The sequence below is a fragment of the Janibacter sp. DB-40 genome, from assembly GCF_029510815.1.
In the GTDB taxonomy this organism is placed as follows: Bacteria; Actinomycetota; Actinomycetes; order Actinomycetales; family Dermatophilaceae; genus Janibacter.
This window is the reverse complement of sequence record NZ_CP120360.1, coordinates 1,535,785-1,560,105: the sequence shown is the minus strand read 5'-3', so window position 1 is coordinate 1,560,105 and position 24,321 is coordinate 1,535,785. Positions and strand designations below refer to the sequence as shown.

The window sequence follows — 24,321 nt, the reverse complement described above, 5'->3', positions numbered from 1 at the left end:
GCCCCCCGCCTGTCAGAGGTGGTCGCGCAGCCGCTCGACGATCGGCTCCGGGGTCAGCCCGGTGGCCTCCAGGACCTGCGCCCGGGAGGCGTGCTCGATGAACTCCTTGGGCAGGCCGAAGCGGTGCACCGGCACGGACAGACCGGCGTCCTCGAGGGCCCGCGAGACCTCGGCCCCCACCCCGCCGGCGACGCTGTTGTCCTCGATGACCGCGACCCGACCCGCCCGACGGGCGAGCTCGATGACGCCGTCGGGCACGGGCAGCACCCAGCGTGGGTCGACGACGAGGACGTCGTGGCCCTCGGCCTCGAGCTTCTCCCCGACCGTCGTCGCGGTGCCGGCCATGGAGCCGACGGAGACGATGAGCACCTCGGGGTCGACCGCGGTGTCACCGGCCAGCACGTCCAGACCCTCTGTGGTCGAGATCGCCTCGAGCGGCTCGGCGACGCTGCCCTTGGGGAAGCGGATGACGGTGGGTCCGTCGTCGATGTCGACCGCCTCGCGCAGGGCGCGACGGATCTGCTGCCCGTCGCGGGGCGCGGCCAGGCGCAGGCCGGGCACGATGGAGACGAGGGACATGTCCCACATGCCGTGGTGGCTCGCGCCGTCCGGTCCGGTGACGCCCGAGCGGTCGAGGACGAAGGTCACTCCCGCCCGGTGCATCGCGCAGTCCATGAGCAGCTGGTCGAAGGCGCGGTTGAGGAAGGTGGCGTAGATCGCGACGACCGGGTGCATCCCCGCGAAGGCCAGGCCCGCGGCCATCGTCGTCGCGTGCTGCTCGGCGATGCCCACGTCGATGGTGCGCTCGGGGTAGGCGTCGGCGAAGGGCTTCAGGCCGACGGGCATCATCATCGCCGCCGCGATGGCGACGATGTCGGTGCGCTCCCGACCGAGGTCGAGCATCTCGTCGCTGAACTCGTCGGTCCACGACCGTCCGGCGATCTCCAGGGGCAGACCGGTCTCGGGGTTGATCTTGCCGACCGCGTGGAACTGGTCCGCGACGTCACCCACGGCGTGGTCGTAACCGCGGCCCTTCTGCGTGATGACGTGGACGATGACCGGCCCGCCGAAGGCGCGGGCCCGGCGCAGCGCCTGCTCCACGGCGGCCTCGTCGTGGCCGTCGACGGGGCCGACGTACTTGATCCCCAGGTCCTCGAACATGCCCTGCGGCGCCCAGAAGTCCTTGGCGCCCTTCTTCAGCGAGTGGAATGCCTGGTAGACGGTCCGGCCGACGACGGGGGTCCTGTGCAGCGTCTCCTTGCCCCAGTCGAGCACCTGCTCGTACTGGCGGTGGGTCCGCAGCATCGCCAGGTGGTCGGCCAGTCCGCCGATCGTCGGGGCGTAGGAGCGCTCGTTGTCGTTGACGACGATGACGAGCGGGAGGTCCTTGTTGGCGGCGATGTTGTTCAGCGCCTCCCAGGCCATGCCGCCGGTCAGCGCACCGTCACCGATGACCGCGACGGCGTGCCTGTCCTCGCCGCGCAGGTGGTACCCCCGGGCGATGCCCTCGGCCCACGACAGGGAGGTCGAGGCGTGGCTGTTCTCCACGACGTCGTGCTCGGACTCTGAGCGCTTCGGGTAGCCGGACAGCCCACCTCGGGTGCGCAACCCGCTGAAGTCCTGCCGCCCGGTCAGGAGCTTGTGCACGTAGGACTGGTGCCCGGTGTCGAAGACGACGGTATCGCTCGGCGAGTCGAAGACCCGGTGGATGGCCAGGGTCAGCTCGACGACGCCGAGGTTGGGCCCGAGGTGCCCCCCGCTGCGCGAGACCTGCTCGACGAGGAAGGCCCGGATCTCCTCGGCGAGGACGCCGAGCTGCTCGGCAGGGACCCGCTTGAGGTCGGCGGGAGAGGTGATCGTCTGCAGGACTGCCACGCTGGCTTTCCTTCCTGTGGGGACCCTCGAGTCTACGTCTCCCCGGAGCCGGGAGGTGTCCGGGGACCGGCACCGGCGACCGCGGCACTCACAGGCGCTCGATGAAGACATTGCCGTCGAGCACCTCCCGGATCAGGGCGATCCCCCGCTGGGCGGCACGCAGGCGCAGCCCCTCGTGCTCCAGGCAGACGAGGAGGGCCTGGGTGGTGCCCGCCGGCAGCGCCTCCCCCAGGTCGATCCGGGCGCACCGGTAGGCCTGTCGCATCGCCTCGACCTGCGCCGCGACGTGCTGATCGGCCAGCCAGGCCAGGGCGACGGGATGGCGCCGCAGCACCGCGTGACCGCGGTACTCGGGCGGACAGAGGTCGAGCAGCCACGACACCGCGGCCTGCTCCCACCCGCGCGCCCCCGGCGGCGGCACCCGGTCCGGCCAGCCGGGCGGTCCCCCCTTCGCCCGGGCCGCGGTGTGCGCCCCCGGCGACCCCGGCGCAGCCGTGCGCACCGGTGGCTCCGCCGAACTTTGATCGAACACCTGTTCGAGTCTACGGCATGGTGAGCGATCTCAGGAGGGCGCGGAAGATCGAGGGAGGAGGTGGCGCGGGCAGGAGGATGCGGCCCGACTCAGGGAGTGAGGAACGAACGACCAAGGGCCGTATCCCTCCAGCCCGCGCCGCCGGACACGACGAAGGGGCCCGCAGAAGCGGACCCCTTCGCCAGGCCGGATCAAGCAGCGAGCGAACGCAGCACGTACTGCAGGATGCCGCCGTTGCGGTAGTAGCCGGCCTCACCGGGGGTGTCGATGCGCACGACCGCGTCGAAGGTCACGGGCTCGCCACCCTGCTTGGTGGCGGTGACCGTGACGGTCTTCGGGGCCGGGCCGTCGTTGAGGGCCGTGATGCCGGAGATGTCGAAGGTCTCCGTGCCGTCCAGGCCGAGCGACTCCGCCGTCTGCCCCTCCGGGAACTGCAGCGGGATGACGCCCATGCCGATGAGGTTCGAGCGGTGGATCCGCTCGAAGGACTCGGCGATGACCGCCTTGACGCCCAGCAGGCTGGTGCCCTTGGCCGCCCAGTCGCGCGACGAGCCGGAGCCGTACTCCTTGCCGGCGAGGACGACGAGCGGCACACCGGCCTCGAGATAGGCCTCGCTGGCCTCGAAGATCGTCGTCTGCTCGCCACCCTCGAGGAAGTTGCGGGTGAAGCCGCCCTCGACGCCGTCCAGCAGCAGGTTCTTCAGCCGGATGTTGGCGAAGGTACCCCGGACCATGACCTCGTGGTTCCCGCGGCGGGAGCCGTAGGAGTTGAAGTCCTTGCGGTCGACGCCGTGCTCGGTGAGGTACACACCGGCCGGGCTGTCGGCCTTGATGGCGCCGGCCGGGCTGATGTGGTCGGTGGTGACCGAGTCCCCGAGCAGCGCGAGGACGCGGGCGCCGGAGATGTCCTCGACGGTGTCGAGCTCCTTGGTCATCCCGTCGAAGAACGTGGGCTTGCGCACGTAGGTGGAGTCCTGCGCCCACTCGAAGGTGTTCCCCTCCGGCGTGTCGAGCGAGGTCCAGCGCTCGTCCCCCGCGAAGACGTCGGCGTACTTCTCGGTGAACATCTCCTGGCTGACCGCGGTGTCGATCGTGCTCTGCACGTCGGCCGGCGCGGGCCAGAGGTCCTCGAGGAAGACGTCCTTGCCGTCCTTGTCCTGCCCGAGCGGCTCGGACGCGAAGTCGAAGTCCATCGTGCCGGCGAGCGCGTAGGCGATGACCAGCGGCGGGGAGGCGAGGTAGTTCATCTTCACGTCGGGGTTGATGCGCCCCTCGAAGTTGCGGTTGCCGGAGAGGACCGAGGTGACCGCCAGGTCATTCGCGTTCACGGCCTCGGAGACCTCGGGGATGATCGGCCCGGAGTTGCCGATGCAGGTCGTGCAGCCGTAGCCCACGAGGTGGTACCCGAGCTTCTCGAGGTAGGGCCACATGCCGGCCTTCTCGTAGTACTCGGTGACGACCTTGGAGCCGGGCGCCATGGAGGTCTTGACCCAGGGCTTGACCTGCAGGCCGCGCTCGACCGCGTTCTTCGCGAGCATGGCCGCGGCCATCATCACCGACGGGTTCGAGGTGTTGGTGCAGCTGGTGATCGAGGCGATGACGACGTGGCCGTGGTCGATGTCGACCTCCGTGCCGCCCAACGTCACCGGGGCCGGGTTGCTCGCCCGGTCACCGTTGGCCCGCATCGCGGAGTGCTCGGGGCGGCCGGCCTCCTCGGACAGCTCGTGGGCGTCGTGGCTCGGCGAGTCGGAGGCTGGGAAGGTGTCCCGCAGCTCCTCGTCGACCGAGCTCTTGGTGATGCCGTGGCCGTCGACGACGTAGTTCTTCAGGTCACCGCGGAACTGCTGCTTGGCATCGGAGACCGAGATGCGGTCCTGCGGACGCTTCGGGCCGGCGATGGAGGGCACGACCGTGGACAGGTCGAGCTCGAGCTTCTCGGAGAAGCGCGGCTCGACGGCCGGGTCGTGCCACATGCCCTGCTCCTTGGCATAGGCCTCGACGAGGGCGACCTGCTCCTCGGGGCGACCGGTCAGGCGCAGGTACTCCAGGGTGATGTCGTCGATGGGGAACATGGCGGCGGTCGAGCCGAACTCGGGGCTCATGTTGCCGATGGTGGCGCGGTTGGCCAGCGGCACCTGGGCGACGCCCTCGCCGTAGAACTCGACGAACTTGCCGACGACACCGTGCTCGCGCATCATCTCGGTGATCGTCAGGACGACGTCCGTGGCGGTGGCCCCGGCCGGGATGGCCCCGGTCAGCTTGAAGCCGACGACGCGCGGGATGAGCATCGAGACCGGCTGGCCGAGCATCGCGGCCTCGGCCTCGATGCCGCCGACGCCCCAGCCCAGGACGCCCAGGCCGTTCTCCATGGTGGTGTGGCTGTCGGTGCCGACGCAGGTGTCGGGGTAGGCGACCCCGTCACGGGTCATGGTCACGCGGGCCAAGTGCTCGATGTTGACCTGGTGGACGATGCCGGTGCCCGGGGGCACGACCTTGAAATCGTCGAAGGCCGTCTGGCCCCAGCGCAGGAACTGGTAGCGCTCGTTGTTGCGCTGGTACTCGAAGTCGACGTTGCGCGCGAAGGCGTCGTCGGAGCCGAAGACGTCGATCTGCACCGAGTGGTCGATGACCAGCTCGGCGGGTGCCAGCGGGTTGATCTTCTCCGGGTCGCCACCGAGCTCGGCGACGGCCTCGCGCATGGTGGCGAGGTCGACGATGCACGGCACGCCGGTGAAGTCCTGCATGATCACGCGCGCCGGAGTGAACTGGATCTCCGTGCTCGGGTCGGCGGTCTCGTCCCAGGACCCGAGGGCGTTGATGTGCTCCGCGGTGACGTTCTCGCCGTCCTCGGTGCGCAGCTGGTTCTCCAGCAGCACCTTGAGGCTGTACGGGAGGTTCTTGGAACCCTCGACCGCATCGATCCGGTAGAACTCGTAGGACGAGTCACCGACGGTGAGCTGGTCCTTCGCGTTGAAGGTGTTCGCACTGGTCACAGTCGACTCCTTGATATAGGTATCTTGACGTCAAGATAAATCTATCACAGCCACCTCGCACCGGCGCGGGGACCCGTCGGAGGGGCTCTGCTGCCCACTCTCCCGCAGATCCGCCGCCACGTCACGGGTGGGGCGGTGCCTCTCGGGCCCTTGTGGGCTCGAAGACGGCGATGCACTCCACGTGGTGGGTCATCGGGAAGGCGTCGAGGGCGCGCAGGCCCGTCAACGCGTACCCGCGGTCGGCGAGGTAGGACGTGTCGCGGGCCAGGGCCGCCGGGTCGCAGGCGACGTAGACCATGCGCCGGGGACGAAGGGAGGTGAGCGCCTCGACGACTCCCTTGCCCGCACCGGTGCGTGGCGGGTCGAGCACGACGACGTCCGCGCTCGGTGGCAGCAGGTCCGAGCGGGCCGGGGCGCGCCGACGGGTGCGGCCCCGCGCTCCCTTCGGCCCCTTGCGCGGCACCCCGAGGAGGTCATCGACCCGGCCGGGGACGACGAGCGACCACGGGCGGTCGGCGAGGTTGTCGCGCAGGCGCTCGGTGGCCCGGCTGTCGGACTCGACCGCGACGAGCTGGCCGGACTCCCCCGTCGCCGCGGCGAGCGGCACGGAGAACAGCCCGACGCCGCAGTACAGGTCGAGCACCCGCTCCCCCGGCGCGACGCGGGCCGCGGCGAGCACGGCCTCGACGAAGGCCCGGGGGGCGTCCCGGTGGACCTGCCAGAACCCGCGGGCGTCCACGCCCATGGCCATCGGTCCGCTCGGGACGGGGACGACCTCGGTGATCGGGATGGCGGGTGGCGTCGCCCCCACGGGCACCTCGACGACCACCGTGTCGTTCTCGCCCGAGGGCACGACGACGTCGAGCGCGGCGATCCCGTCCAGGGCGTGCGGCGTGTCCACGACCTCGGCCCGCGCGTCCGCGAGGGCGGCGTCGACCTCGGGCACGGCGATCGGGCACCCGGGCACGGGCTCGATCTCGTGGCTGCGGTGCCGCCGCAGCCCGATCGTCGGGCCGTCCACGGCGAACTCCACCCGGGTGCGGTACCCGAGCCCGTCGGCGTCACCGAGGGCCTCGACGGTGACGTCACGGTCGATGCCGGCGAGGCGCTGGAGCTGCTCGGCGACCACCTGCCCCTTCAGCTCGCGCTGGTGGGCGGTGGACACGTGCTGGAAGTCGCAGCCGCCGCACCCGCCGGGGCCGGAGACGGGACAGCGCGGGGGCACCCGGTGCGGCGAGGCCTCGAGGACGTCGACGGCGTCCGCCCGCAGGAACCGGTCGCCCGGGCCACCCTCGGTGATCCTCGCCCGCACCCGCTCACCGGGGACGGTGTGCCGCACGAAGAGCACCCGTCCCTCGTACCGGGCGACGCAGTGGCCGCCATGGGCGATCGGACCGACCTCGACGTCGACCACGTCCCCGGTCGTCAGCTCGTCAGCAGCCACGGTGCTCATGCTCCTCCCCGTCTCACGTCACCGGCCGCCGGCCGGTCCAGCTTCTCCTCGGCTCCCTCGGAGCTGGCCAGCTGCCAGGGCACCGAGGAGACCATGACACCCGGGGTGAAGATCAACCGGCTGCGCAGGCGCAGCGCCGACTGGTTGTGCAAGAGCTGCTCCCACCAGTGGCCGAGCACGTACTGCGGGATGTAGACCACGACCAGGTCGCGCGGGTTGCCCGTGCGGATCGACTTCACGTGCTCCACGACGGGCCGGGTGACGTCGCGGTAGGGCGAGTCGAGCGCCGTGAGCGGGACCGGGATCCCCCGGCGGTACCACTCGCCCTGGAGGGCCGCCGTGGCATCGGCATCGACGTCGACCGTCACCGCCTCCAGGCTGGAGGGACGCGTGGCCTTGGCGTAGGCCATCGCGCGCAGCGCGGGCTTGTTGACCCTGCTCACGAGCACGATGGCGTGCACCCGCGACGGGAGCAGCTGCTGGGAGGTGTCCTCCTCGGCGACGGACAGCTCCTGGCGCACCCGCTGGTAGTGGCGCTGGATCGCCCGCATGAGGACGTAGAACGCGGCCATCGCGGCGATGGCGAACCCGGCCCCCTCCGCGAACTTCGTCACCAGGACGACGAGCAGCACGATCCCCGACAGGACGGCTCCGACGACGTTCAGCGCCCGACGCCGCAGCATCTGCCGTCGCGACCGCTTGTCCTTCTCCACCGCCAGGTGGCGGTTCCAGTGCCGGACCATCCCGGCCTGGCTCACCGTGAAGGAGACGAAGACCCCGACGATGTACAGCTGGATCAGGCGTGTGACGCTGGCGTCGTAGACGGTGATCAGCAGGGCGGCGGCCCCCGCGAGCAGCAGGATCCCGTTGGAGAAGGCCAGCCGGTCACCGCGGGTGTGCAGCTGGCTGGGCAGGTACCCGTCCCGGGCGAGGATCGACCCGAGGACGGGGAAGCCGTTGAAGGCGGTGTTGGCGGCGAGCACGAGGATCAGCCCGGTGACGACCGCCACGAGGAAGACCCCGGCCGGGAAGCCCTCGAACACCGCGTGCGAGACCTGGCCCATGATCGTGTGCTGCACGTAGTCCTCGCCGACCGGCTCACCGTCGCGCAGCAGCTGCGTCGCCGGGTCCTCGGCGATCTGGACACCGGTCCAACGGGCCAGGGCGATCATCGCGACGAAGAGCGTCACGGCGATCGCGCCCATGAGCACGAGCGTCGCGGCGGCGTTGCGGCTCTTCGGCGTCCTGAAGGCCGGCACGCCGTTGCTGATCGCCTGCACACCGGTCAGAGCCGCACACCCGGAGGAGAAGGCCCGCAGGACCAGGAAGGCCATGGCGAGGGTGCCCAGCTGCTCGTAGCCCGGCTCGGGCGCGAGCGTCAGGCCGGCGCTCTCGGCCTGCGGCAGCGTCCCCGTGGTGCGTCGCACGATGGCGACCATGGCCATCCCGAGCACGGTGAGCATGAAGAGGTAGGTGGGGACGGCGAAGGTGCGTCCCGACTCGCGCACCCCTCGCAGGTTGACCGCGGTGAGCGCGGCGATGAGGACGAGACCGGCGACCACCTCGTGTCCCTCGAGGAACCCGAAGGCGGCCGCGGCGTTCTGCACCCCGGAGGAGATCGACACCGCGACCGTCAGCACGTAGTCGACGATGAGCGCACTGGCGACGGTCAGGCCGGCGCGGGGGCCCAGGTTCGTGCTGGCGATCTCGTAGTCGCCGCCCCCGGACGGGTAGGCGTGCACGTTCTGCCGGTAGCTGGCGATCACGACCACCATGACGGCGACGACGGCCAGGGCGACCGGCCACGACCTGGTGACCGCGAGCGCCCCCCCGGCCAGGCCCAGGGTCAGCAGGATCTCGTCCGGTGCGTAGGCGACGGAGCTCAGCGTGTCGCTGGCGAAGACCGGGAGGGCGATGCGCTTCGGGAGCAGCGTCTCGCCCAGCCGGTCGCTGCGTTTCGCGCGACCGAGGACCATGCGCTTGAGAAGTTGTCCTGAAGACACCCGGCGAGTGTAGGCCGCGGGCGCCCGGCGAGTAACGTCGTCGTGTGCACTTCGTGATCATGGGCTGCGGCCGGGTCGGCGCATCGTTGGCGCGTTCCCTGGAGGGGATGGGCCACGATGTCGCCGTCGTCGACCAGAACCCCGCGTCCTTCCAGCGCCTCGGCAGCGACTTCACCGGCCGACGCGTCGCCGGCGTCGGCTTCGACCGCGACACCCTGCTCAAGGCGGGGATCGAGGACGCCCACGCGCTCGCGGCGGTCTCCAGCGGGGACAACTCCAACATCCTCGCCGCGCGCGTCGCCCGCGAGACCTTCGGCGTCCAGCACGTCGTCGCCCGCATCTACGACCCGGACCGGGCGCAGGTCTACCAGCGCCTCGGGATCCCGACGGTCGCCACCGTCCGGTGGACGGCCGACCAGATGCTGCGGCGCCTCCTGCCCCAGGGGCTCGCCAGCGAGATGGCCGATGCGTCCGGGCGGATCGTCATCGCCGAGATGGCGGTGGACGAGAGCTGGGTGGGCGTGTCCCTGACCCGGGTCGAGGAGCTGACCGGGGCCCGGGTGGCCTACGTGACCCGGTTGGGCGAGGGCGTGCTTCCCGGGCCGCAGACGGTCCACCAGGAGGGCGACCTGCTCCACCTCGTCATCGAGCGTCCCCGCCTCGACGCGGTGGAGCGCATCCTCGACAACCCACCCCCGAGGGAGAGCTGAGCATGCGCGTCATCATCGTCGGAGCCGGGTCCGTGGGGACGTCCATCGGCCAGGAGCTGCTCGACAACGAGCACGAGGTGCTCTTCATCGACAAGGCGACCACGGAGGAGCGGATGTCCCGCCTCCCCCGGGCCGGCTGGCTCGCCGGCGATGCCTGCGAGATCGCCACGCTGCAGGAGGCCGCGCTGCAGACGGGCGATGTCGTCGTGGCCGCGACCGGGGACGACAAGGCCAACCTCGTCGTCTCCCTGCTGGCCAAGACCGAGTTCGGCATCCCGCGCACCGTCGCCCGGGTGAACAACCCGAAGAACGAGTGGATGTTCGACGAGTCGTGGGGCGTGGACGTCGCGGTCTCCACGCCGCGCCTGATGACCGCACTCGTGGAGGAGGCCGTCAGTGTGGGCGACCTCGTGCGCATCTTCGACTTCCAGCAGGGCAGCGCCTCGATGGCCGGCATCACCCTCCCGCCGGACAACCCCAATGTCGGCCGTCGCGTCGGGGACATCGACTTCCCCCAGGACACCCTCCTCGTCGGGATCATCCGGGACGCGCGGCCGATCGGCCCGGGCCCAGACGACGCCCTCGAGGCCCATGACGAGCTGCTCTTCCTCACCACGACGGAGGCGGAGCCCCACCTCGAGGCGATGATGCGTCCCGGGCAGCCCGCCCGCCACCACGGCGGCGACTGAGGGCGAAGGGGGTCACTCCCCCGAGCTGGCCGGCCGCTGCTCGAGGTCGCTCGGGTGGACCAGCTCGTCGTCCGGGTCGATCGGCGTGCTCCCCTTGAGGAGCATCGCGCCCATGACCGCGACCGCCCCGGCCCACAGGGGCCAGCCGAGCACGACCTTGGTGATCGTCAGCCCGGCGACGTGGTCGGCCAGGTAGAGCGGGCCCATGACCCCGACCCGGATGACGTAGACGCCGACCAGGACGAGGGTCAGCCGGGTGCACACGGCCACCGCCGCGGGGTTGCGACGCCAGCGGAACCAGTCCCCCTCGGCGACGGCGTCCTGGTCGACCGCACCGAGCATCAGGCCCACGAGCGGCCAGCGCACGAGGACCGACACGACCGAGGCCACCAGGTAGGCCAGCGAGGTGAGGATGCCCGGGAGGAAGGCGTCCTCCGCCTGCCCCGTCCGCAGGGCGAAGAAGGCCGCGAGCGCGGTCGCGAGGACCGAGGTGAGGACGAACTGGAGGGTCTGCCGCTGCACCAGGCGCGCGAGCGCCAGCACGACCGTCACCGCCGCGGCCGCGCCGAGGGACAGGGTCCGGTCCTTCGTCGCCGCCCACACGATGACGAAGGCGAGCATGGGGGTCGTCGTCTCGAGGGACCCGCGCACGCCGCCGAGGGCCTCCCCGAGCCGGTGCCGGATCAGCGCCTCGACGGTGGGCCGCGCGGGCTCCGTCGTCGACGGGCGGGCGCTCTCACCCACGGGGCGTCAGCTCGTAGGCCGGGTTGTAGATGGTCGCCACCCCACCCGGACGGCACAGCAGCCCGCGCACCTTGACGTAGGAGCCGGGCTCGATGCCGGCGATGCGCCGTCGACCGAGCCAGACCAGCTGGACGCTCAGGGAGCCGTCGTAGAGCGTGGCCACGAGCGCCGGGACGGTCGCACGCGGCCGCAGGGTCACGGCCACGATCGTGCCGGCGACGGTCACGACCTCACGGTCGGTGTCCGGGGAGATCGGGTGGCACCCGTGCGCCATCGCCGCCTCGCGCAGCTCCCCCGCGGCGACGTCGTCGTCGGAGCGACCGAGGTCGACCAGTCGTCGCAGGAGGGTCATCAGCGGACCTCGGTGATCTCGGGGCCTCGCTCGAAGGGCTGGAGGTCGTCGCCCGCGGGGGTGCCGTCCTCGTCGAGCTCCACGGGGCCCTTCGTGGCGCCCTCGGGCATCGTCAGCGGCAGCATCTCGCGGGGGGCACGAGGCTCGTCGCCGCGGGTGACGACGATCGAGCGCACGCACTCGTCGAACGTTGCCCGGGCCGACTCGTCGACCGCCGGGGCGCCCGAGTAGACCGCACGCAGGAACCACCGGGGTCCGTCGACGCCCGCGAAGACGGCCGGGGCGAAGACGGTGCGGCCCTGTGGCCCCGACTGGGCCAGGCGGGTGCGCAGCTCGGGGCCGAAGGGGCCCTCGGCCTCCTCGACGGTGCCGCCGTTGCCGGCGATCATCTCGGAGATCTCGCCGCGGATCTCCTCCCAGATCCCGCTCGAGCGGGGCGCCGCGAAGACCTGCACCTGGACGGCGCCGTCGTCGTTGCCCATCTGCAGGCCGGAGACGTCGTTGGTCTTGGGGTCGAGCTCCAGCCGCAGCTCCATGCCCGGCGCGGGGCGGGCGTGCACGGCGCCCAGGTCGACCAGCGACCCGAGGTCCTCGACGTCGGCGCTGTCCCGCGGACCTTCGTGCGGGGCCCCCGCGGGCGACGGCTCGGCGGTGGTCCCGGCGGGATCACCGGCGGCAGGCTCCGTCCCGGACCCGGCGGGCTGCGGCGCGACCGACTCCGGGGCCGCGTCCGCCGTCTCCTCGGAGCCCTGCTTCTTCTTCCGCCCGAACATCATCATCGTCCTGTCGTCGACACGGGGCCGAAGCCCCCAGTGGATCCGTGTCCAGTGTCACCCCGGTCACTCGGTGGAAGCGAATCCACGGGGAGGAACTCCCCTTCGCCCACCTCCTGGAGCACGAGCTGCGCGATCCGGTCCCCGACGCGGACCGTGAAGGGGGTCTGCGGGTCGTGGTTGACGAGGTTCACCAGGATCTCGCCCCGGTACCCCGAGTCCACGGTCCCCGGCGCGTTCACGACCGAGATGCCGTGCCTGGCCGCGAGACCGGAGCGCGGGTGGACCAGTCCGACCCAGCCACGGGGCAGCGCGAGGCTGACCCCGGTGGGCACGAGGGTCCGTTCACCCGGAGCGATGACGACCTCGGCGACCGAGGTCAGGTCGGCGCCGGCGTCGCCCTCCCTGGCGTACGCGGGCACCACTGCGTCCCGGTGCACGAGGTGCACCGGGATACGCGGCCGCGGAGAGTCAGGCACCGGTCAGGCAGCACACTCGGTGCAGACCGGTCCGTTCTTCCCGTCCTCGGCCAGCTGGCTGCGATGGTGCACGAGGAAACAGCTCGTGCACGTGAACTCGTCTGCCTGGCGCGGGACGACCCGCACCGACATCTCCTCACCGGAGAGGTCGGCCCCCGGCAGCTCGAAGCCTTCGGCCATCTCCGTCTCGTCGACGTCGACATTGGACGAGCTCGCGTCTCCGCGTCGGGTCTTGAGCTCCTCGATCGAGTCCTCGGACAGTTCGTCGTCGGACTTGCGGGGAGCGTCGTAGTCGGTCGCCATTTCTCCTGATTCCTTGGGGGCTAGCGGGGCTGGAACTGTGGTGCGCCGTTGTCAACGCAGCAAGTGCTGAATTTGTGCCCGGCGCGCCGGATTGTGCCCCATCTGTCCGTCTCGCGCCACCCTCAACCGCTCAGTGGTCCTTCTCGGGCCCGACCCGGGCCAGCACGCCGGTCAGGAGGGCCCGCAGGTCGGCGTGGTTGCCGGGCCCGCCGGCGATGGTCATCGCCGTGCTCGGGTGACCTCCCTCGAGGTCGGTGACCAGTCCCCCGGCCTCGGTGGCGACCAACCACCCTGCGGCCATGTCCCACGGGTTGAGGCCGCGCTCGTAGTAGACGTCGAGGCTGCCGTCGGCGATCCGGCAGAGGTCCAGCGCCGCGCTGCCGATGCGCCGGATGTCCCGCACCTCCGGCACGACCCGGGCGAGGACCTCGCCCTGCCAGCGTCGGCGGTCGGGGTCGTAGCCGAAGCCGGTCCCGCACAGGGACAGCCCGAGCGGGGCGTCGGGGACCCGCAACGCACGCCGCGGTCCGGAGTCCACCGCACGGTGCGCGCCGGCGTCGAGGGCGGCGGTGAAGCACTCCCCCGTCACCGGGTTGACCACGGCCCCCGCCACGGGGCGCCACGCCCCGGGGGTCGTCGGGTCGCCGACGACGGCCGCGACCGAGACCGCGTACGCCGGGATCCCGTAGAGGTAGTTCACGGTGCCGTCGATGGGGTCGACGACCCACGAGATGCCCGAGGTGCCGACCCGACCGCCGCGCTCCTCGCCGTGGAAGCCGTCGTCGGGTCGCAGCTCACCCAGACGGGTGAGCAGCAGGTCCTGGCTGCGCTGGTCCATGACCGTGACGACGTCGGTGGCCGAGGTCTTTGTCTCGGCCACACCGAGGTCCCGTGGACGCTCCTGCACGATGAGCCGTCCGGCCTCGAGCGCGACCTGCTCGGCGACCTCGCGCAGTGCCGACGGATCGACCGTGGTCGGCACGGAAAGGTCCATGCTCAGTCCTGCCCGCACAGCGCCGGCTCGGCGGTGCGCAGGTTGGGGCAGCACCCGACCGGGCACACCGAGGGGTGGGAGTCGAGGTCGCGCCAGGTGGCCCGCACCGGCCCCTCGCCCCGCGCCTCCGCCGCCCGCTCGAGCAGCAGGTCGGCCAGCCCGGCCACGAAGGCCGGGTCCGCGCCCGGTGTCGTCACCCTCGTCATGCCGATCCCGACCTCGGCAGCGGTCTCCGCCGCCTCGACGTCGAGGTCGTGGACGACCTCCATGTGGTCGGAGACGAAGCCGAGGGGGACGACCACGACGTGCTGGATCCCCTCGCCCTCGAGCTCACGGATCCGGTCGTTGACGTCCGGTTCCAGCCACGGGGTGCGCGGGGAGCCCGAGCGGGAGCAGAAGGCCAGCCCGCCGGGCAGGTCCGTGCCGAGCGCGGTGTCGACCTCCGCGAGGATCGCGGCGGCCGTCTCGGCCTGGTCGGTCGAGTAGGCCCGCCCCTCCCCGTCGCCCGGCCCGGAGGTCTCGTCCATCGCGTCGGGGATGGAGTGGGTGACGAAGAGCAGCGCGACGTGCTCCGCGCCGACCCGCCCCACGGCCTCGCGGGCCGCGGCGAGGGTGTCGCGGGCGAAGATGCCGGCGAAGCCGGGGTGCTCGCCGAAGGGACGCACCTTGTCCAGGGCCAGACCGGGGAAGTCCCCGGCCGCACGCGCGAGGTCCTCGCGGTACTGGCGGCACGAGGAGTAGCTGCGCCAGGCGCTGGTGGCGATGACGACGACCCGGCCGGCCCCCTTCGCGGCGAGCTCGCCCAGGGCGTCCCTGACGAAGGGGGCGGAGTTGCGGTTGCCCAGCACCACGGGAAGGGGGTGGCCCCGGTCCTCGAGCTCGGCCGACAGCTCCGCCACGAGGCGCCGGTTGAGCGCCGGCAGCGGGCTCACCCCGCCGACCCGCTCGTAGTGCTCCCCCACCTCGGCGAGGCGCTCGTCGGGCACCCCGCGGCCGGCGGTGACCCGACGGAGGAAGGGCAGGACGTCATCGGGCCCCTCGGGCCCGCCGAAGGACTGCACGAGGACGGCGTCGTAGGGGTGGAGGGCGTGCGCATCATCCGGGGTGGGCATGGACACAAGGTATCCCCCGCGGCGTGTGCATTCCCTGATCGGGCGCGACAGGTGGCAGAGTCGTGGTGAGGACGACTGACGAGAGGGATCTTGATGCGCGACCTGCGACTCATCGGGGTGCACGATGACGGCGAGCACCTCGTGGTGATCGACGACGCCACCGGCGAGGAGTACCGTCTGCGCATCGACGACCCCCTGAGGGCCGCGGCACGGCGGGACCGTCCGCGTCTGGGCCAGCTCCAGATCGCCATCGACAACAACGTGCGTCCGCGCGAGGTGCAGGCGATGATCCGCGCCGGTGCGACCGCGGACGAGGTCTGCGCGCGCACCGGTTGGGACCTGGACAAGATCGCGCGCTTCGAGGGTCCGGTGCTCGCCGAGCGCGAGCACGTGGCCGAGCGCGCCCAGGCCGTGCGGATGCGCGGCGCCACCCAGTCCGGCGACCAGGAGACGCTGGGTGACCGGGCCCGGGCGCGGTTCGCCGGTCGCGGGGTCGAGAGCTCGTCGGTGGAGTGGGACGCGCGTCGCAGCGAGGACGGGCAGTGGACCGTCTCCGCCACCTTCGTCGCCGGTGGCCGTGAGCGCAACGCCACGTGGTGGTTCGACGTGCCGGGGATGAGCGTGGTCGCCAAGAACGACGAGGCGAAGTGGCTCTCCGAGGCCGACGCACCGGCAGGTCCGGTCCCCTCGTCCGTGCACCGACCGACCGCGGTCTTCGACGTCGAGGTGGAGGAGTCCCGCGCCGAGCGCGCCCAGCGAGCCGATCCCGACGAGCTGATCGCCTCCATGCGTGAGCACTCCGGCGCCCGTGGCCGCCGTCGTGGCGGTCGCCGGCGCCATCGCGGCGCGGACCCGGCGGCGCCCGACGACGCCCTGCCCTTCGACACGGGCGACGAGCGCCCGCCCGCCGCTCGCGGGCCGCACGCGAAGGACGTCGCGGCCCAGGACACCGCTGTGTCCCTCCCGGACCGGCAGGCCCCGTCCACGCAGGGCTCCGAGGAGTCCGCGGAGGGCGAGGAGCCGACCCCCACCCCCACGACACGGACCGCGGCTCCCGCGGAGGCTGCGCAGGAGGGCGCGACACCCGAGGCGTCGACGGCGGACGGGGCGGAGCCGACGGAGGCGCCGGCCCCCGCCCCGGAGACGGGCAGCGACCGGGGGAGGCACCGCCCACGGAGCCCGTGTCCACTGCGGACGCGCCCCCCGGTGACGGCGACTCGCCTGACGAGACGGCTCGGGACGAGGCGGACCAGGACGACGCGGACCAGGACGACGCAGACCAGAAGGGCGCGGACCAGGAGGATCGGGAGTCGCCCGCCGAGCCTGCGCAGGAGGCCGACTCCGACCGCTCATCGGACAGGAAGTCGAAGTCCGGACGCGGCCGGGGCCGCAAGGGCCGCGCGAGCGTGCCGAGCTGGGACGACGTGATGTTCGGGACCACCCGGGACTGACGAAGGGGGCGCACCCCCTTCGCGCGGGTGACCCGGCCGACCGCTCAGGCCGGGGGCGGGACCGGACAGGCGTCGAGGTCGAAGGGCAGCACGTCGGCCGAGACCGCCGCGGCGTGGGCGGCGGTGGAGTTCATCCGCCTCATGTGATGGCGACGGCAGAGCACCTCGTACTCGACCTCGCCCTGCTCGAGCGCCTCGGTGGTGTCCCCGACGACGACCTGCTCGCCCTCGACCACCATGACGCCGTCGACGACGCGGGCGTTGTGCGTGGCCCGGCGACCGCACCAGCACAGCGCGGCCACCTGCAGCACCTGGGTGCTGTCGGCGAGCTCGATGAGTCGTCGGCTGCCGGGGAAGAGCTCGGTGCGGAAGTCGCTGGTGATGCCGAAGGCGAAGACCTCGATGTCCAGCTCGTCGACGATCCGGGCGAGCTGCTCGACCTGCTCGGGGGTGTAGAACTGCGCCTCGTCGCAGACGAGGTAGTCCACGCGCGCCCCTGCGGTCAGCTGCCCGACGACGGTCTCCCAGAAGTCGAGGTCCTCCCCGACCTCCACCGCGTCCGTCGACAGACCCAGGCGCGAGGACAGCCGGGCCTCACCCGAGCGGTCCAACCGGGTGAAGATCACGCCCGCGAGACCACGGGCCCGGTGGTTGTGGTCCATCTGGAGGGCCAGGGTCGACTTGCCGCAGTCCATCGTCCCGGCGAAGAAGCACAGCTGCGCCATGTCAGGACTCCCGTGCCGGGAGCTCCAGCCACGGGATGGCGACCTCGTCGGCGGTGATCGAGCCGTGGACCCCCAGCAGGTTGCGCAGCAGCGGACGGTGGCGACGGGAGTCGACGACCGCGACCGACCCGGTCATCGCGGCGATGACGTCACCGATGCGCGGGCGCACGTCGTCGGTCACCGGGCCGAACCAGCCGGCCTCGATGGCCTCCTCCCCCGCGATGACGTACGCGTCGTCACCCAGGCGTGAGCGCCAGGCGGAGAGCACGTCCTCGACGGCCCCCTCCTGCACGTGCAGTTGCAGGCAGCGCGGCTCGCCCGAGACGTGCCGCAGCCCGGCGTCCAGGTCCGGCTCCTCGGCGATGTCCGGGCGGGCGTCCAGGGGCACGTCGACCATGCCGTGGTCGGCCGTGATGTGCAGCGACGTGTCCGGCGGCAGCAGCCCCGCCAGCCGGGCCAGCTGCGCGTCGACCTCCTCCAGCTCCTCGCCCCACTGCCACGAGTCGCTGCCGTGGACGTGGCCGACCTTGTCGATGTCGCCCCAGTAGAGGTAGACGAGCGAGCGCGGCATCGCCCGGACCGCGGTGACCGTCGCGTCGACGCGCTCGGCCAGGGACTGCGCGGCGACGAATCCCCCACCCCGCAGGGCCGCGTTGGTCAGCCCCGAGCCGTCGAAGTAGCCCGGCCCGATGCGGGTGACGGCGACCCCGGCCCCGAGCGCGGCCTCGAAGACCGTGGGGTGCGGCTGCCACCGGTGCGGCTCGGGGCCGTCCTCCCAGGACAGCTCGTTGAAGACGGTGTCGGTCCCGGGGTCGTAGGCCTCGTAGCCGACGAGCCCGTGCACGCCGGTGAGCGTGCCGGTCCCGAAGGTGCCCATCGACGTCGCGGTCGTCGAGGGGAAGCCGCAGTCCAGCCGGACCGCCCGCTGCGGGTCCTGCAGCAGGCGACGGAGGAAGGGGGCGTGCCCGCCCCGGCGGGCCAGCAGCTCGGCGCCGAGCCCGTCGACGAGCACGACCACGCTCCGGCGGGCCGGCGCGAGGTGCCGGTCTCCCCCCTTCGCCAGGCCGGGGACGCCCAGGCTCGTGGCGACGGACGGAAGCACACGGTCCAGACGTGGGGTCGTCGGCAGGAGCGGGACGGGCTGCGCGCCGTGGTGGGCCATCGGCCGCTCAGTGCCCGATGCTCGAGGAGAGATCACGGGCGAACTCGATCGCCCGGTCCAGGGCCACCCGCCCCTCGGCCTCGGCGCTGATGCGCAGACCGATGTCGTCGGCCGCCACGGTGCCCTCGTAGCCGTGGTCGCCCCCCTCGCAGTCGGGGTCGGAGCACTGCCCGGGCAGCAGGTCGACCCGGCTGACCGCTCCCCACCCGATCGTCAGCGTCATCTCGCGGCCGAGGGAGCCGGGGACGTACTGCGAGGGGTTCTCGGTGACGTGGGTGAGCATCACCCCGCGCACGGCGGACAGCGGGATGCACTCGGTCGTCGCCGTGGCCACCTCCCCCGAGGAGTCGGTGACGGCGTGGTCGACGAAGTCGTCGGCGTGGGCGATGACCAGGCGGGTGTCCGTGCGCACGAAGACCGTGATGTGGCGGCGCACCGCGTCCTGGTCGAAGGTCGTCTCCTGGTGGACGAGGTGGCTGCGCACCTCCTCGGCGCCGACCGCGGCCTTGACGACGTCGGCCACCAGGGCCGGGTAGTACCCCGCGCGCTCGATGTCGGCGGTGAGGGCGTCAGGAAGGGTGATCGCCGTGAGATCGGCTGGAACGGACATGACGGCCATTGTGCCCCAGCGTCAGGTCAGGCTCCGCGCACCGGGGTCGGTCCGCCGCTGGGCGGGCGCGATGATGATCTCCGCCCCGAGCACCGTCGCACCGTCCGGGTGCGCGATGACGGGGTTGAGCTCGACGGAGGACAGCTCGAGGAAGTCGTCCGACATCAACGACAACCGTCCGAGGATGTCCTCGAGCGCGGCCCGATCGACCGGCGTGGACCCGCGGTGGCCGTGCAGCAGCGGTGCCGACTTGATCTCGTCGAGGAGCTCACGGACGTCGACGTCGGTCAGGGGCGGGATCCGGTATGCGACGTCGTCGAGCATCGTCGTCGGTGCCCCCGCGATGCTGAACGAGACCACGGGCCCGAAGAGCGGGTCCTCGACGGTCGAGAGCACCGTGGAGACACCGGGGCCGGCCATCCGCTGCACGACGAAGTAGTTGGCGTCCATCGGTGCCAGCCGCCGGTCCATCGTCTCGAAGGCCGCCCGTACGGAGGCCTCGTCGTGCAGGTCCACACGGATGCCCTCGAGCACGGCCTGGCCGCGCACGAGCGGCGAGAGGGACTTGACCACGACGGGGTAGCCGACGGCGTCGGCCGCGGCGACCGCCTCGTCCGCGGTGGACACCTCGTGCCGCGGCCACACCGGGATGCCGTACCCCGCGAGCAGCTCGTGCGCCTCGTCGCTGGTCAGCGCCCGCCCCTCGGGGTCCTCCTCGAGGATCCGGTCGAGCAGCGCGCGCACCGCCCAGCGGTCGATGCCCTCGCGCACGACGGTCTCGCCCTTGTCCTTGGTGCGCCACTGCCCGTAGTTGGTGGCCGCGGCGAGCGCACGGATGGCCTCCTCGGGCATCGGGTACAGCGGGATGGCCTGACGTGGCTGACCCTCCGCGACCTCGCCCCACTCGTGGGCGAAGTAGGCGTTCTCGCTGCCGGTGTCGACACCGCGCATCCCGAGGAGGGTGGCCACGCACGGCTTGTCCGAGCGCGAGGCCGCATGACGAAGGGCGTCGACCACCTCCTGGTCGAGGGCACCGACGGGAGGGATGAAGCAGGTGATGACCGAGTCCACCTCGGGGTCGTCGAAGGCGGCGTCGACGGCCTCGCGGAACTCCTGGGCGGTGGCCTCGGTGCGCACGGCCGTGGGTCCGTGCACGACCTCGAGGCCCCGGGAGGTCGCGTTGTCCGCGGAGAGGGCGGCCAGCTGGCTGGAGTTGCCGACGACCGCGACCCGCCGCCCCCTGGGCAGCGGCTGGTGGACGAGCAGCTGGGCCACGTCGAACATCTGGTGGACGTTCTCGCAGCGGATGACACCCGCCTGGTCGAGCATGGCGGTGTAGGCGTGCGGCTTGACCTTCGGCTGGCGCACGCGGTGGCCGGGCGGCACACCGTAGCTTGCGGACGAGGCCTTGACGACGATGACCGGCTTGTTGGCGGCCAGGTGGCGGGCGATCCGGGAGAACTTGCGCGGGTTGCCCATCGACTCCAGGTAGAGCCCGACGGCGTGGGTGCGCTCGTCGTCGACCCAGTACTGCATCAGGTCGTTGCCGGAGACGTCGACGCGGTTGCCCGCGGAGGCGAAGACGGAGATCCCCAGGTTGCGGCGAGCGGCCGAGTCGAGGTTCGCGATCGCGAGGGCACCGCTCTGCGAGAACAGCCCGAGGTGACCCGGGTGCGGGATCGTCGTGGCGAGGGTCGCGTTGAGGCTGACCGAGGGGTCGTTGTTGATCAGGCCGAAGGAGTTGGGGCCCACGACACGCATCCCGTGCGAGCGGGCCAGCCGCAGGACCTCCTGCTGCAGCCGGGTCCCCTCCTCCCCGACCTCGGCGAAGCCCGAGGAGATGATCAGCAGCGTCTTCACCCCGGCGGTGGCGCAGTCGGCGACGACGGGCAGGACCTCCTCCGCCGGGATGGCGACGACCGCGAGCTCCGCGCCGTCGGGCAGGTCGGTGATCGAGCGCACCGCGTCCACGCCCAGCACGGCGTCGGCGTTGGGGTTGACGGCGTGCACCTCGCCCGTGAACTCGCCGACGAGGATGTGCTTGAGGACCTGGTGGCCGATCGCGCGCTCGCGGCGGCTGGCGCCGATGACGGCCACCGAGGCGGGGTGGAGCATCGCCCGCACGCTCTGCGACTCCGCGCGGTGCTCGCGGGCGAAGCGCACCGACAGCGACTCCGCGGTCGGCTCGATGTCGAAGTGCAGCGAGACGATGCCGTCCTCGACGTGCCGGCTGACCTGGTAGCCGGCGTCGGCGAAGACCGAGAGCATCTTGCGGTTGTGCGGGAGCACCTCCGCCTCGAAGGCCTCGATGTCCCGGTGGTAGGCGAGCGCGGCGAGGTGCTCGAGCAGGACCGACCCGACACCCCTGCCGTGGTAGTGGTCGGAGATGTTGAAGGCGACCTCGGCGCTGTGCTCGGTGACCCGGTCGTAGCGCCCGATGCCGATGATCTCGTCGCGGATCGTCGCGACCAGCGCCATCCGGTCGTGGTAGTCGACCTCCGTGAAGCGCTTGATGTCCCGGTCGCTGAGGTTGCGCATCGGGGCGAAGAAGCGCAGGTAGATCGACTCGTCGGACTGGCCGGCGTGGAACCGGCGGATCGCATCAGCGTCCGAGGGCTTGATCGGTCGCAACCGGCAGACCGAGCCGTCCCGCAGGACGACGTCGGCCTCCGCCAGCACCGGGTATCCCGGTGGGAGCTGCGTCATGTCGTCAATCCTGCCAGACGGGGGCGTGCGCGCACGGATGTGTGTCGCAACCGCCCTCTCGCACCCGCAGGGGTGAGGATGGACGGGTCGTCACCGTCCCTGACCAGGAGTCCACTGCCAGCATGGCCCGCCGATCCGCGCCCGCCCCCCGACCCGAGGTCCCCGAGCGGATCGTCGACATCGACGTCGCGGACGAGATGCGCAACGCCTTCCTCGAGTACAGCTACTCGGTCATCCACGCGCGCGCCCTCCCGGACGCCCGCGACGGTTTCAAGCCGGTCCACCGCCGGATCCTCTACGCCATGGGCGAGATGGGCCTGCGGCCCGAGCGCGGTCACGTCAAGTCCTCCCGCGTCGTCGGTGAGGTCATGGGCAAGTACCACCCGCACGGGGACTCGGCGATCTACGACGCGCTCGTGCGCCTGGCGCAGCCGTTCTCGATGCGGGTGCCGCTCGTCGACGGGCACGGCAACTTCGGCTCCCTCGACGACGGGCCGGCCGCCAGCCGCTACACCGAGGCCCGGATGGCCCCGGCCGCCCTGCTCATGGTCACCGGGCTGGACGAGGACACCGTCCCCTTCGTCCCCAACTACGACGACCAGCTCCTCCAGCCGGACGTCCTGCCCTCGGCCTACCCGAACCTCTTGGTCAACGGCACCACCGGGATCGCCGTCGGCATGGCGACGAACATGCCGCCGCACAACCTCGTCGAGGTCATCGGCGCCGCGCGGCACCTGCTGACCCACCCCGACGCGAGCCTGGACGACCTGATGAAGTTCGTGCCGGGACCCGACCTGCCCGGCGGCGGGCGCATCGTCGGGCTCGAGGGGATCCGCGACGCCTACCTCACCGGGCGCGGGAGCTTCCGCACCCGGGCGACGACGCGGATCGAGAAGGTCTCGCCCCGCCGCCAGGGCATCATCGTCACCGAGCTGCCCTACCTCATCGGCCCCGAGAAGGTCATCGAGAAGATCAAGGACGCCGTCCAGTCCAAGAAGCTGCAGGGCATCGCCGACGTCAAGGACCTGACGGACCGCTCCTCGGGCATGCAGCTGGTCATCGAGATCAAGAACGGCTTCAACCCCGAGGCCGTCCTCGAGAAGCTCTACAAGCTCACGCCGATGGAGGACTCCTTCTCCATCAACAACGTCGCACTCGTCGACGGCCGGCCGCGGACGATGGGCCTGAAGGAGCTGCTCACCGTCTACGTCGACTTCCGTCGGCAGGTCGTGCTGCGCCGCACGGAGTACCGCCTGGCCAAGCGCCGCGAGCGACTGCACCTCGTCGAGGGGCTGCTCGTCGCGATCCTCGACATCGACGAGGTCATCCAGGTCATCCGCTCCAGCGACGACGCGACGACGGCCCGGGACCGCCTGCGCAGCGTCTTCGACCTCTCGGAGCCGCAGGCGACCTACATCCTCGACCTGCAGCTGCGGCGGCTGACGAAGTTCTCCCGCATCGAGCTGGAGAAGGAGCAGGAGGAGCTGCGCGCCGCCATCGCCGAGCTCGAGGAGATCCTCGGCGACGAGAAGGTGCTGACCAGGCTCATCTCCAGCGAGCTGGCCGACGTCGCCAAGAAGCACGGCGACCCGCGCCGCACGGTGCTGCTCGAGTCCGCCGGCACCCCCGCCACCGCCACCACCCCGCTCGAGGTCGCCGACGACCCGTGCTGGGTGCTGCTGTCGAGCACCGGCCTGCTCGCCCGCACCAGCGACGACGAGCCGCTCAGCCGCGAGGGCGCTCGCGCCAAGCACGACGCGGTCGTGGCGGCGGTGCGCACCACCGCCCGCGGTGAGGTCGCCGTGGTCACCTCCGCCGGCCGCATGGTGCGCCTGGGTGCGCTCGAGCTGCCGACGCTGCCCCCGTCCAACGGCGCGCCCACCCTCTCCGGTGGCGCCCCGCTGGCCGCCTACGTCGACCTGCCCGGTGACGAGCGGGCACTGACCCTGACCAGCCTCTCCCCGGACTCCCCCGGCCTGGCCCTGGGCACCGCCCACGGTGTCGTCAAGCGGGTCACGACCGAGTACCCGAAGGGTCACTCCTGGGAGTGCATCTCACTCAAGGACGGCGACCACGTCGTCGGTGCGGTCGAGCTGGCCACGGGCGAGGAGGAGCTGGTCTTCGTCACCTCGCAGGCGAGCCTGCTGCACTTCCCCGCCGCGGACGTGCGCCCACAGGGGCGCTCGGGCGGGGGCGTCGCGGGCGTGCGCCTGACGGACGGTGCCTCGGTCGTCTTCTTCGGCGCCGTCGACCCGTCGGTCGACAACATCGTCGTCACCGTCTCCGGGGCCGGCGACTCGCTGCCCGGCACCGATGCCGGCGCGTGGAAGGTCACCCCCTTCGCCGAGTACCCGCGCAAGGGTCGCGCCACCGGCGGCGTGCGCGCCCACCGCTTCCTCAAGGGGGAGGACGCACTGCTGCTCGCCTGGGTCGGTCGGGCCGGTGCCCGCGCCGCGCAGCCCAACGGCGTCGCGATCACCCTGCCCGAGCCCGAGGGCCGCCGCGACGGCTCCGGCGTCCCGGCAGGCGCCGTCATCGGGGGCATCGGCTCCCTCTGAGTCACTCGGCGCGAGGCGAGAGTGGACGAAGAGTAGGGGTGGCACGGCTCAGGCCGACGTCCGCACTGTGCGCCCGCGCACGTGATGCACACAGCCG

20 protein-coding genes are annotated in these 24,321 nt (G+C 72.0%); 4 read left to right on the top strand and 16 right to left on the bottom strand.

The annotated features are described in order from the left end of the window. Nucleotides 1-12: 12 nt before the first annotated feature. The 5 genes from dxs to PVE36_RS07300 form a co-directional block, all read right to left on the bottom strand. Nucleotides 13-1,875 carry a 1-deoxy-D-xylulose-5-phosphate synthase gene (gene dxs, locus PVE36_RS07320; RefSeq protein ID WP_277455592.1) on the bottom strand — a complete coding sequence of 621 codons (1,863 nt, stop codon included), beginning with the start codon at nt 1,873-1,875 and terminating at the stop codon, nt 13-15. Between the two features lie 88 nt (nt 1,876-1,963). Beyond that, a complete protein-coding gene (locus PVE36_RS07315) occupies nt 1,964-2,377 on the bottom strand; it encodes a hypothetical protein (protein ID WP_277455591.1) in 414 nt (137 codons plus the stop codon). Nucleotides 2,378-2,598: 221 nt separating this feature from the next. Further along, nucleotides 2,599-5,400, bottom strand: coding sequence for an aconitate hydratase (locus PVE36_RS07310; RefSeq protein WP_277455589.1), 2,802 nt, complete (start codon nt 5,398-5,400; stop codon nt 2,599-2,601). Between the two features lie 121 nt (nt 5,401-5,521). Next, nucleotides 5,522-6,853, bottom strand: a complete 1,332-nt coding sequence (locus tag PVE36_RS07305) for a TRAM domain-containing protein (RefSeq protein ID WP_277455588.1) — start codon at nt 6,851-6,853, stop codon at nt 5,522-5,524. Beyond that, nucleotides 6,850-8,829 (bottom strand): APC family permease, encoded by a 1,980-nt coding sequence (locus tag PVE36_RS07300; protein ID WP_277455782.1) that lies wholly within the window; start codon nt 8,827-8,829, stop codon nt 6,850-6,852. Before PVE36_RS07300 ends, PVE36_RS07305 begins: the two co-directional genes overlap by 4 nt. A gap of 71 nt (nt 8,830-8,900) precedes the next feature. Between PVE36_RS07300 and PVE36_RS07295 the strand changes: the two genes are divergently transcribed. Together PVE36_RS07295 and PVE36_RS07290 are read left to right on the top strand one after the other, a co-directional pair. After that, on the top strand, nt 8,901-9,566 hold the full coding sequence (locus tag PVE36_RS07295; RefSeq protein WP_277455587.1) for a TrkA family potassium uptake protein: 666 nt from the start codon (nt 8,901-8,903) through the stop codon (nt 9,564-9,566). A 2-nt stretch (nt 9,567-9,568) separates the two neighbouring features. Further along, on the top strand, nt 9,569-10,255 hold the full coding sequence (locus tag PVE36_RS07290; RefSeq protein ID WP_277455586.1) for a TrkA family potassium uptake protein: 687 nt from the start codon (nt 9,569-9,571) through the stop codon (nt 10,253-10,255). 12 nt (nt 10,256-10,267) lie between these two features. On the opposite strand, the gene PVE36_RS07285 is transcribed toward PVE36_RS07290, so the two are convergent. The 7 genes from PVE36_RS07285 to PVE36_RS07255 all read right to left on the bottom strand — a co-directional run bounded on the left by PVE36_RS07285 (nt 10,268) and on the right by PVE36_RS07255 (nt 15,012). Then, the gene (locus PVE36_RS07285) at nt 10,268-10,999 is read right to left on the bottom strand and encodes a DUF3159 domain-containing protein (protein ID WP_277455585.1); all 732 of its coding nucleotides are present in this window, start codon (nt 10,997-10,999) and stop codon (nt 10,268-10,270) included. Further along, complete coding sequence (locus PVE36_RS07280) at nt 10,992-11,351, bottom strand: OB-fold nucleic acid binding domain-containing protein (protein ID WP_277455583.1); 360 nt, start codon at nt 11,349-11,351, stop codon at nt 10,992-10,994. Before PVE36_RS07280 ends, PVE36_RS07285 begins: the two co-directional genes overlap by 8 nt. Next, nucleotides 11,351-12,130 carry a DUF3710 domain-containing protein gene (locus PVE36_RS07275; protein ID WP_277455582.1) on the bottom strand — a complete coding sequence of 260 codons (780 nt, stop codon included), beginning with the start codon at nt 12,128-12,130 and terminating at the stop codon, nt 11,351-11,353. Before PVE36_RS07275 ends, PVE36_RS07280 begins: the two co-directional genes overlap by 1 nt. Next, nucleotides 12,127-12,564, bottom strand: coding sequence for a dUTP diphosphatase (dut, locus tag PVE36_RS07270; RefSeq protein WP_346780631.1), 438 nt, complete (start codon nt 12,562-12,564; stop codon nt 12,127-12,129). The genes PVE36_RS07275 and dut overlap by 4 nt, the downstream gene beginning before the upstream one ends. A gap of 42 nt (nt 12,565-12,606) precedes the next feature. Further along, a complete protein-coding gene (locus PVE36_RS07265; protein ID WP_277455580.1) occupies nt 12,607-12,906 on the bottom strand; it encodes a DUF4193 domain-containing protein in 300 nt (99 codons plus the stop codon). Nucleotides 12,907-13,036: 130 nt separating this feature from the next. Then, entirely contained in the window at nt 13,037-13,900 is an 864-nt protein-coding gene (locus PVE36_RS07260) for an inositol monophosphatase family protein (RefSeq protein WP_277455579.1), read from the bottom strand. Between the two features lie 2 nt (nt 13,901-13,902). Continuing rightward, nucleotides 13,903-15,012, bottom strand: a complete 1,110-nt coding sequence (locus PVE36_RS07255) for a ferrochelatase (RefSeq protein WP_277455578.1) — start codon at nt 15,010-15,012, stop codon at nt 13,903-13,905. Nucleotides 15,013-15,105: 93 nt separating this feature from the next. Between PVE36_RS07255 and sepH the strand changes: the two genes are divergently transcribed. Next, nucleotides 15,106-16,440 carry a septation protein SepH gene (gene sepH, locus PVE36_RS07250; RefSeq protein ID WP_277455576.1) on the top strand — a complete coding sequence of 445 codons (1,335 nt, stop codon included), beginning with the start codon at nt 15,106-15,108 and terminating at the stop codon, nt 16,438-16,440. Between the two features lie 67 nt (nt 16,441-16,507). Here the strand turns inward: sepH and PVE36_RS07245 are convergent, their stop codons facing one another. From PVE36_RS07245 to PVE36_RS07230, 4 genes are read right to left on the bottom strand one after another with little or no spacing between them, the layout of a single operon-like run. After that, on the bottom strand, nt 16,508-17,188 hold the full coding sequence (locus PVE36_RS07245) for a thymidine kinase (protein WP_277455575.1): 681 nt from the start codon (nt 17,186-17,188) through the stop codon (nt 16,508-16,510). Nucleotide 17,189: 1 nt separating this feature from the next. Further along, the gene (locus PVE36_RS07240) at nt 17,190-18,350 is read right to left on the bottom strand and encodes a nucleotide pyrophosphatase/phosphodiesterase family protein (protein ID WP_277455574.1); all 1,161 of its coding nucleotides are present in this window, start codon (nt 18,348-18,350) and stop codon (nt 17,190-17,192) included. Nucleotides 18,351-18,357: 7 nt separating this feature from the next. Beyond that, nucleotides 18,358-18,969 (bottom strand): DUF5998 family protein, encoded by a 612-nt coding sequence (locus PVE36_RS07235; protein WP_277455573.1) that lies wholly within the window; start codon nt 18,967-18,969, stop codon nt 18,358-18,360. 12 nt (nt 18,970-18,981) lie between these two features. Then, on the bottom strand, nt 18,982-21,666 hold the full coding sequence (locus PVE36_RS07230; RefSeq protein WP_277455571.1) for a bifunctional GNAT family N-acetyltransferase/acetate--CoA ligase family protein: 2,685 nt from the start codon (nt 21,664-21,666) through the stop codon (nt 18,982-18,984). 122 nt (nt 21,667-21,788) lie between these two features. Between PVE36_RS07230 and PVE36_RS07225 the strand changes: the two genes are divergently transcribed. After that, on the top strand, nt 21,789-24,224 hold the full coding sequence (locus PVE36_RS07225; RefSeq protein WP_277455569.1) for a DNA topoisomerase IV subunit A: 2,436 nt from the start codon (nt 21,789-21,791) through the stop codon (nt 24,222-24,224). Nucleotides 24,225-24,321: the final 97 nt, after the last annotated feature.

What these genes read in the sequence shown, in the direction of transcription:
- PVE36_RS07245 (WP_277455575.1), bottom strand. Translation starts at nt 17,188, where the DNA reads ATGGCGCAGCTGTGCTTCTTCGCCGGGACGATGGACTGCGGCAAGTCG.
- PVE36_RS07305 (WP_277455588.1), bottom strand. Translation starts at nt 6,853, where the DNA reads ATGAGCACCGTGGCTGCTGACGAGCTGACGACCGGGGACGTGGTCGAC.
- PVE36_RS07260 (WP_277455579.1), bottom strand. Translation starts at nt 13,900, where the DNA reads ATGGACCTTTCCGTGCCGACCACGGTCGATCCGTCGGCACTGCGCGAG.
- PVE36_RS07290 (WP_277455586.1), top strand. Translation starts at nt 9,569, where the DNA reads ATGCGCGTCATCATCGTCGGAGCCGGGTCCGTGGGGACGTCCATCGGC.
- PVE36_RS07255 (WP_277455578.1), bottom strand. Translation starts at nt 15,012, where the DNA reads ATGCCCACCCCGGATGATGCGCACGCCCTCCACCCCTACGACGCCGTC.
- sepH (WP_277455576.1), top strand. Translation starts at nt 15,106, where the DNA reads ATGCGCGACCTGCGACTCATCGGGGTGCACGATGACGGCGAGCACCTC.
- PVE36_RS07300 (WP_277455782.1), bottom strand. Translation starts at nt 8,829, where the DNA reads ATGGTCCTCGGTCGCGCGAAACGCAGCGACCGGCTGGGCGAGACGCTG.
- PVE36_RS07225 (WP_277455569.1), top strand. Translation starts at nt 21,789, where the DNA reads ATGGCCCGCCGATCCGCGCCCGCCCCCCGACCCGAGGTCCCCGAGCGG.
- PVE36_RS07235 (WP_277455573.1), bottom strand. Translation starts at nt 18,969, where the DNA reads ATGGCCGTCATGTCCGTTCCAGCCGATCTCACGGCGATCACCCTTCCT.
- PVE36_RS07230 (WP_277455571.1), bottom strand. Translation starts at nt 21,666, where the DNA reads ATGACGCAGCTCCCACCGGGATACCCGGTGCTGGCGGAGGCCGACGTC.
- PVE36_RS07240 (WP_277455574.1), bottom strand. Translation starts at nt 18,350, where the DNA reads ATGGCCCACCACGGCGCGCAGCCCGTCCCGCTCCTGCCGACGACCCCA.
- PVE36_RS07280 (WP_277455583.1), bottom strand. Translation starts at nt 11,351, where the DNA reads ATGACCCTCCTGCGACGACTGGTCGACCTCGGTCGCTCCGACGACGAC.
- PVE36_RS07275 (WP_277455582.1), bottom strand. Translation starts at nt 12,130, where the DNA reads ATGATGATGTTCGGGCGGAAGAAGAAGCAGGGCTCCGAGGAGACGGCG.
- PVE36_RS07265 (WP_277455580.1), bottom strand. Translation starts at nt 12,906, where the DNA reads ATGGCGACCGACTACGACGCTCCCCGCAAGTCCGACGACGAACTGTCC.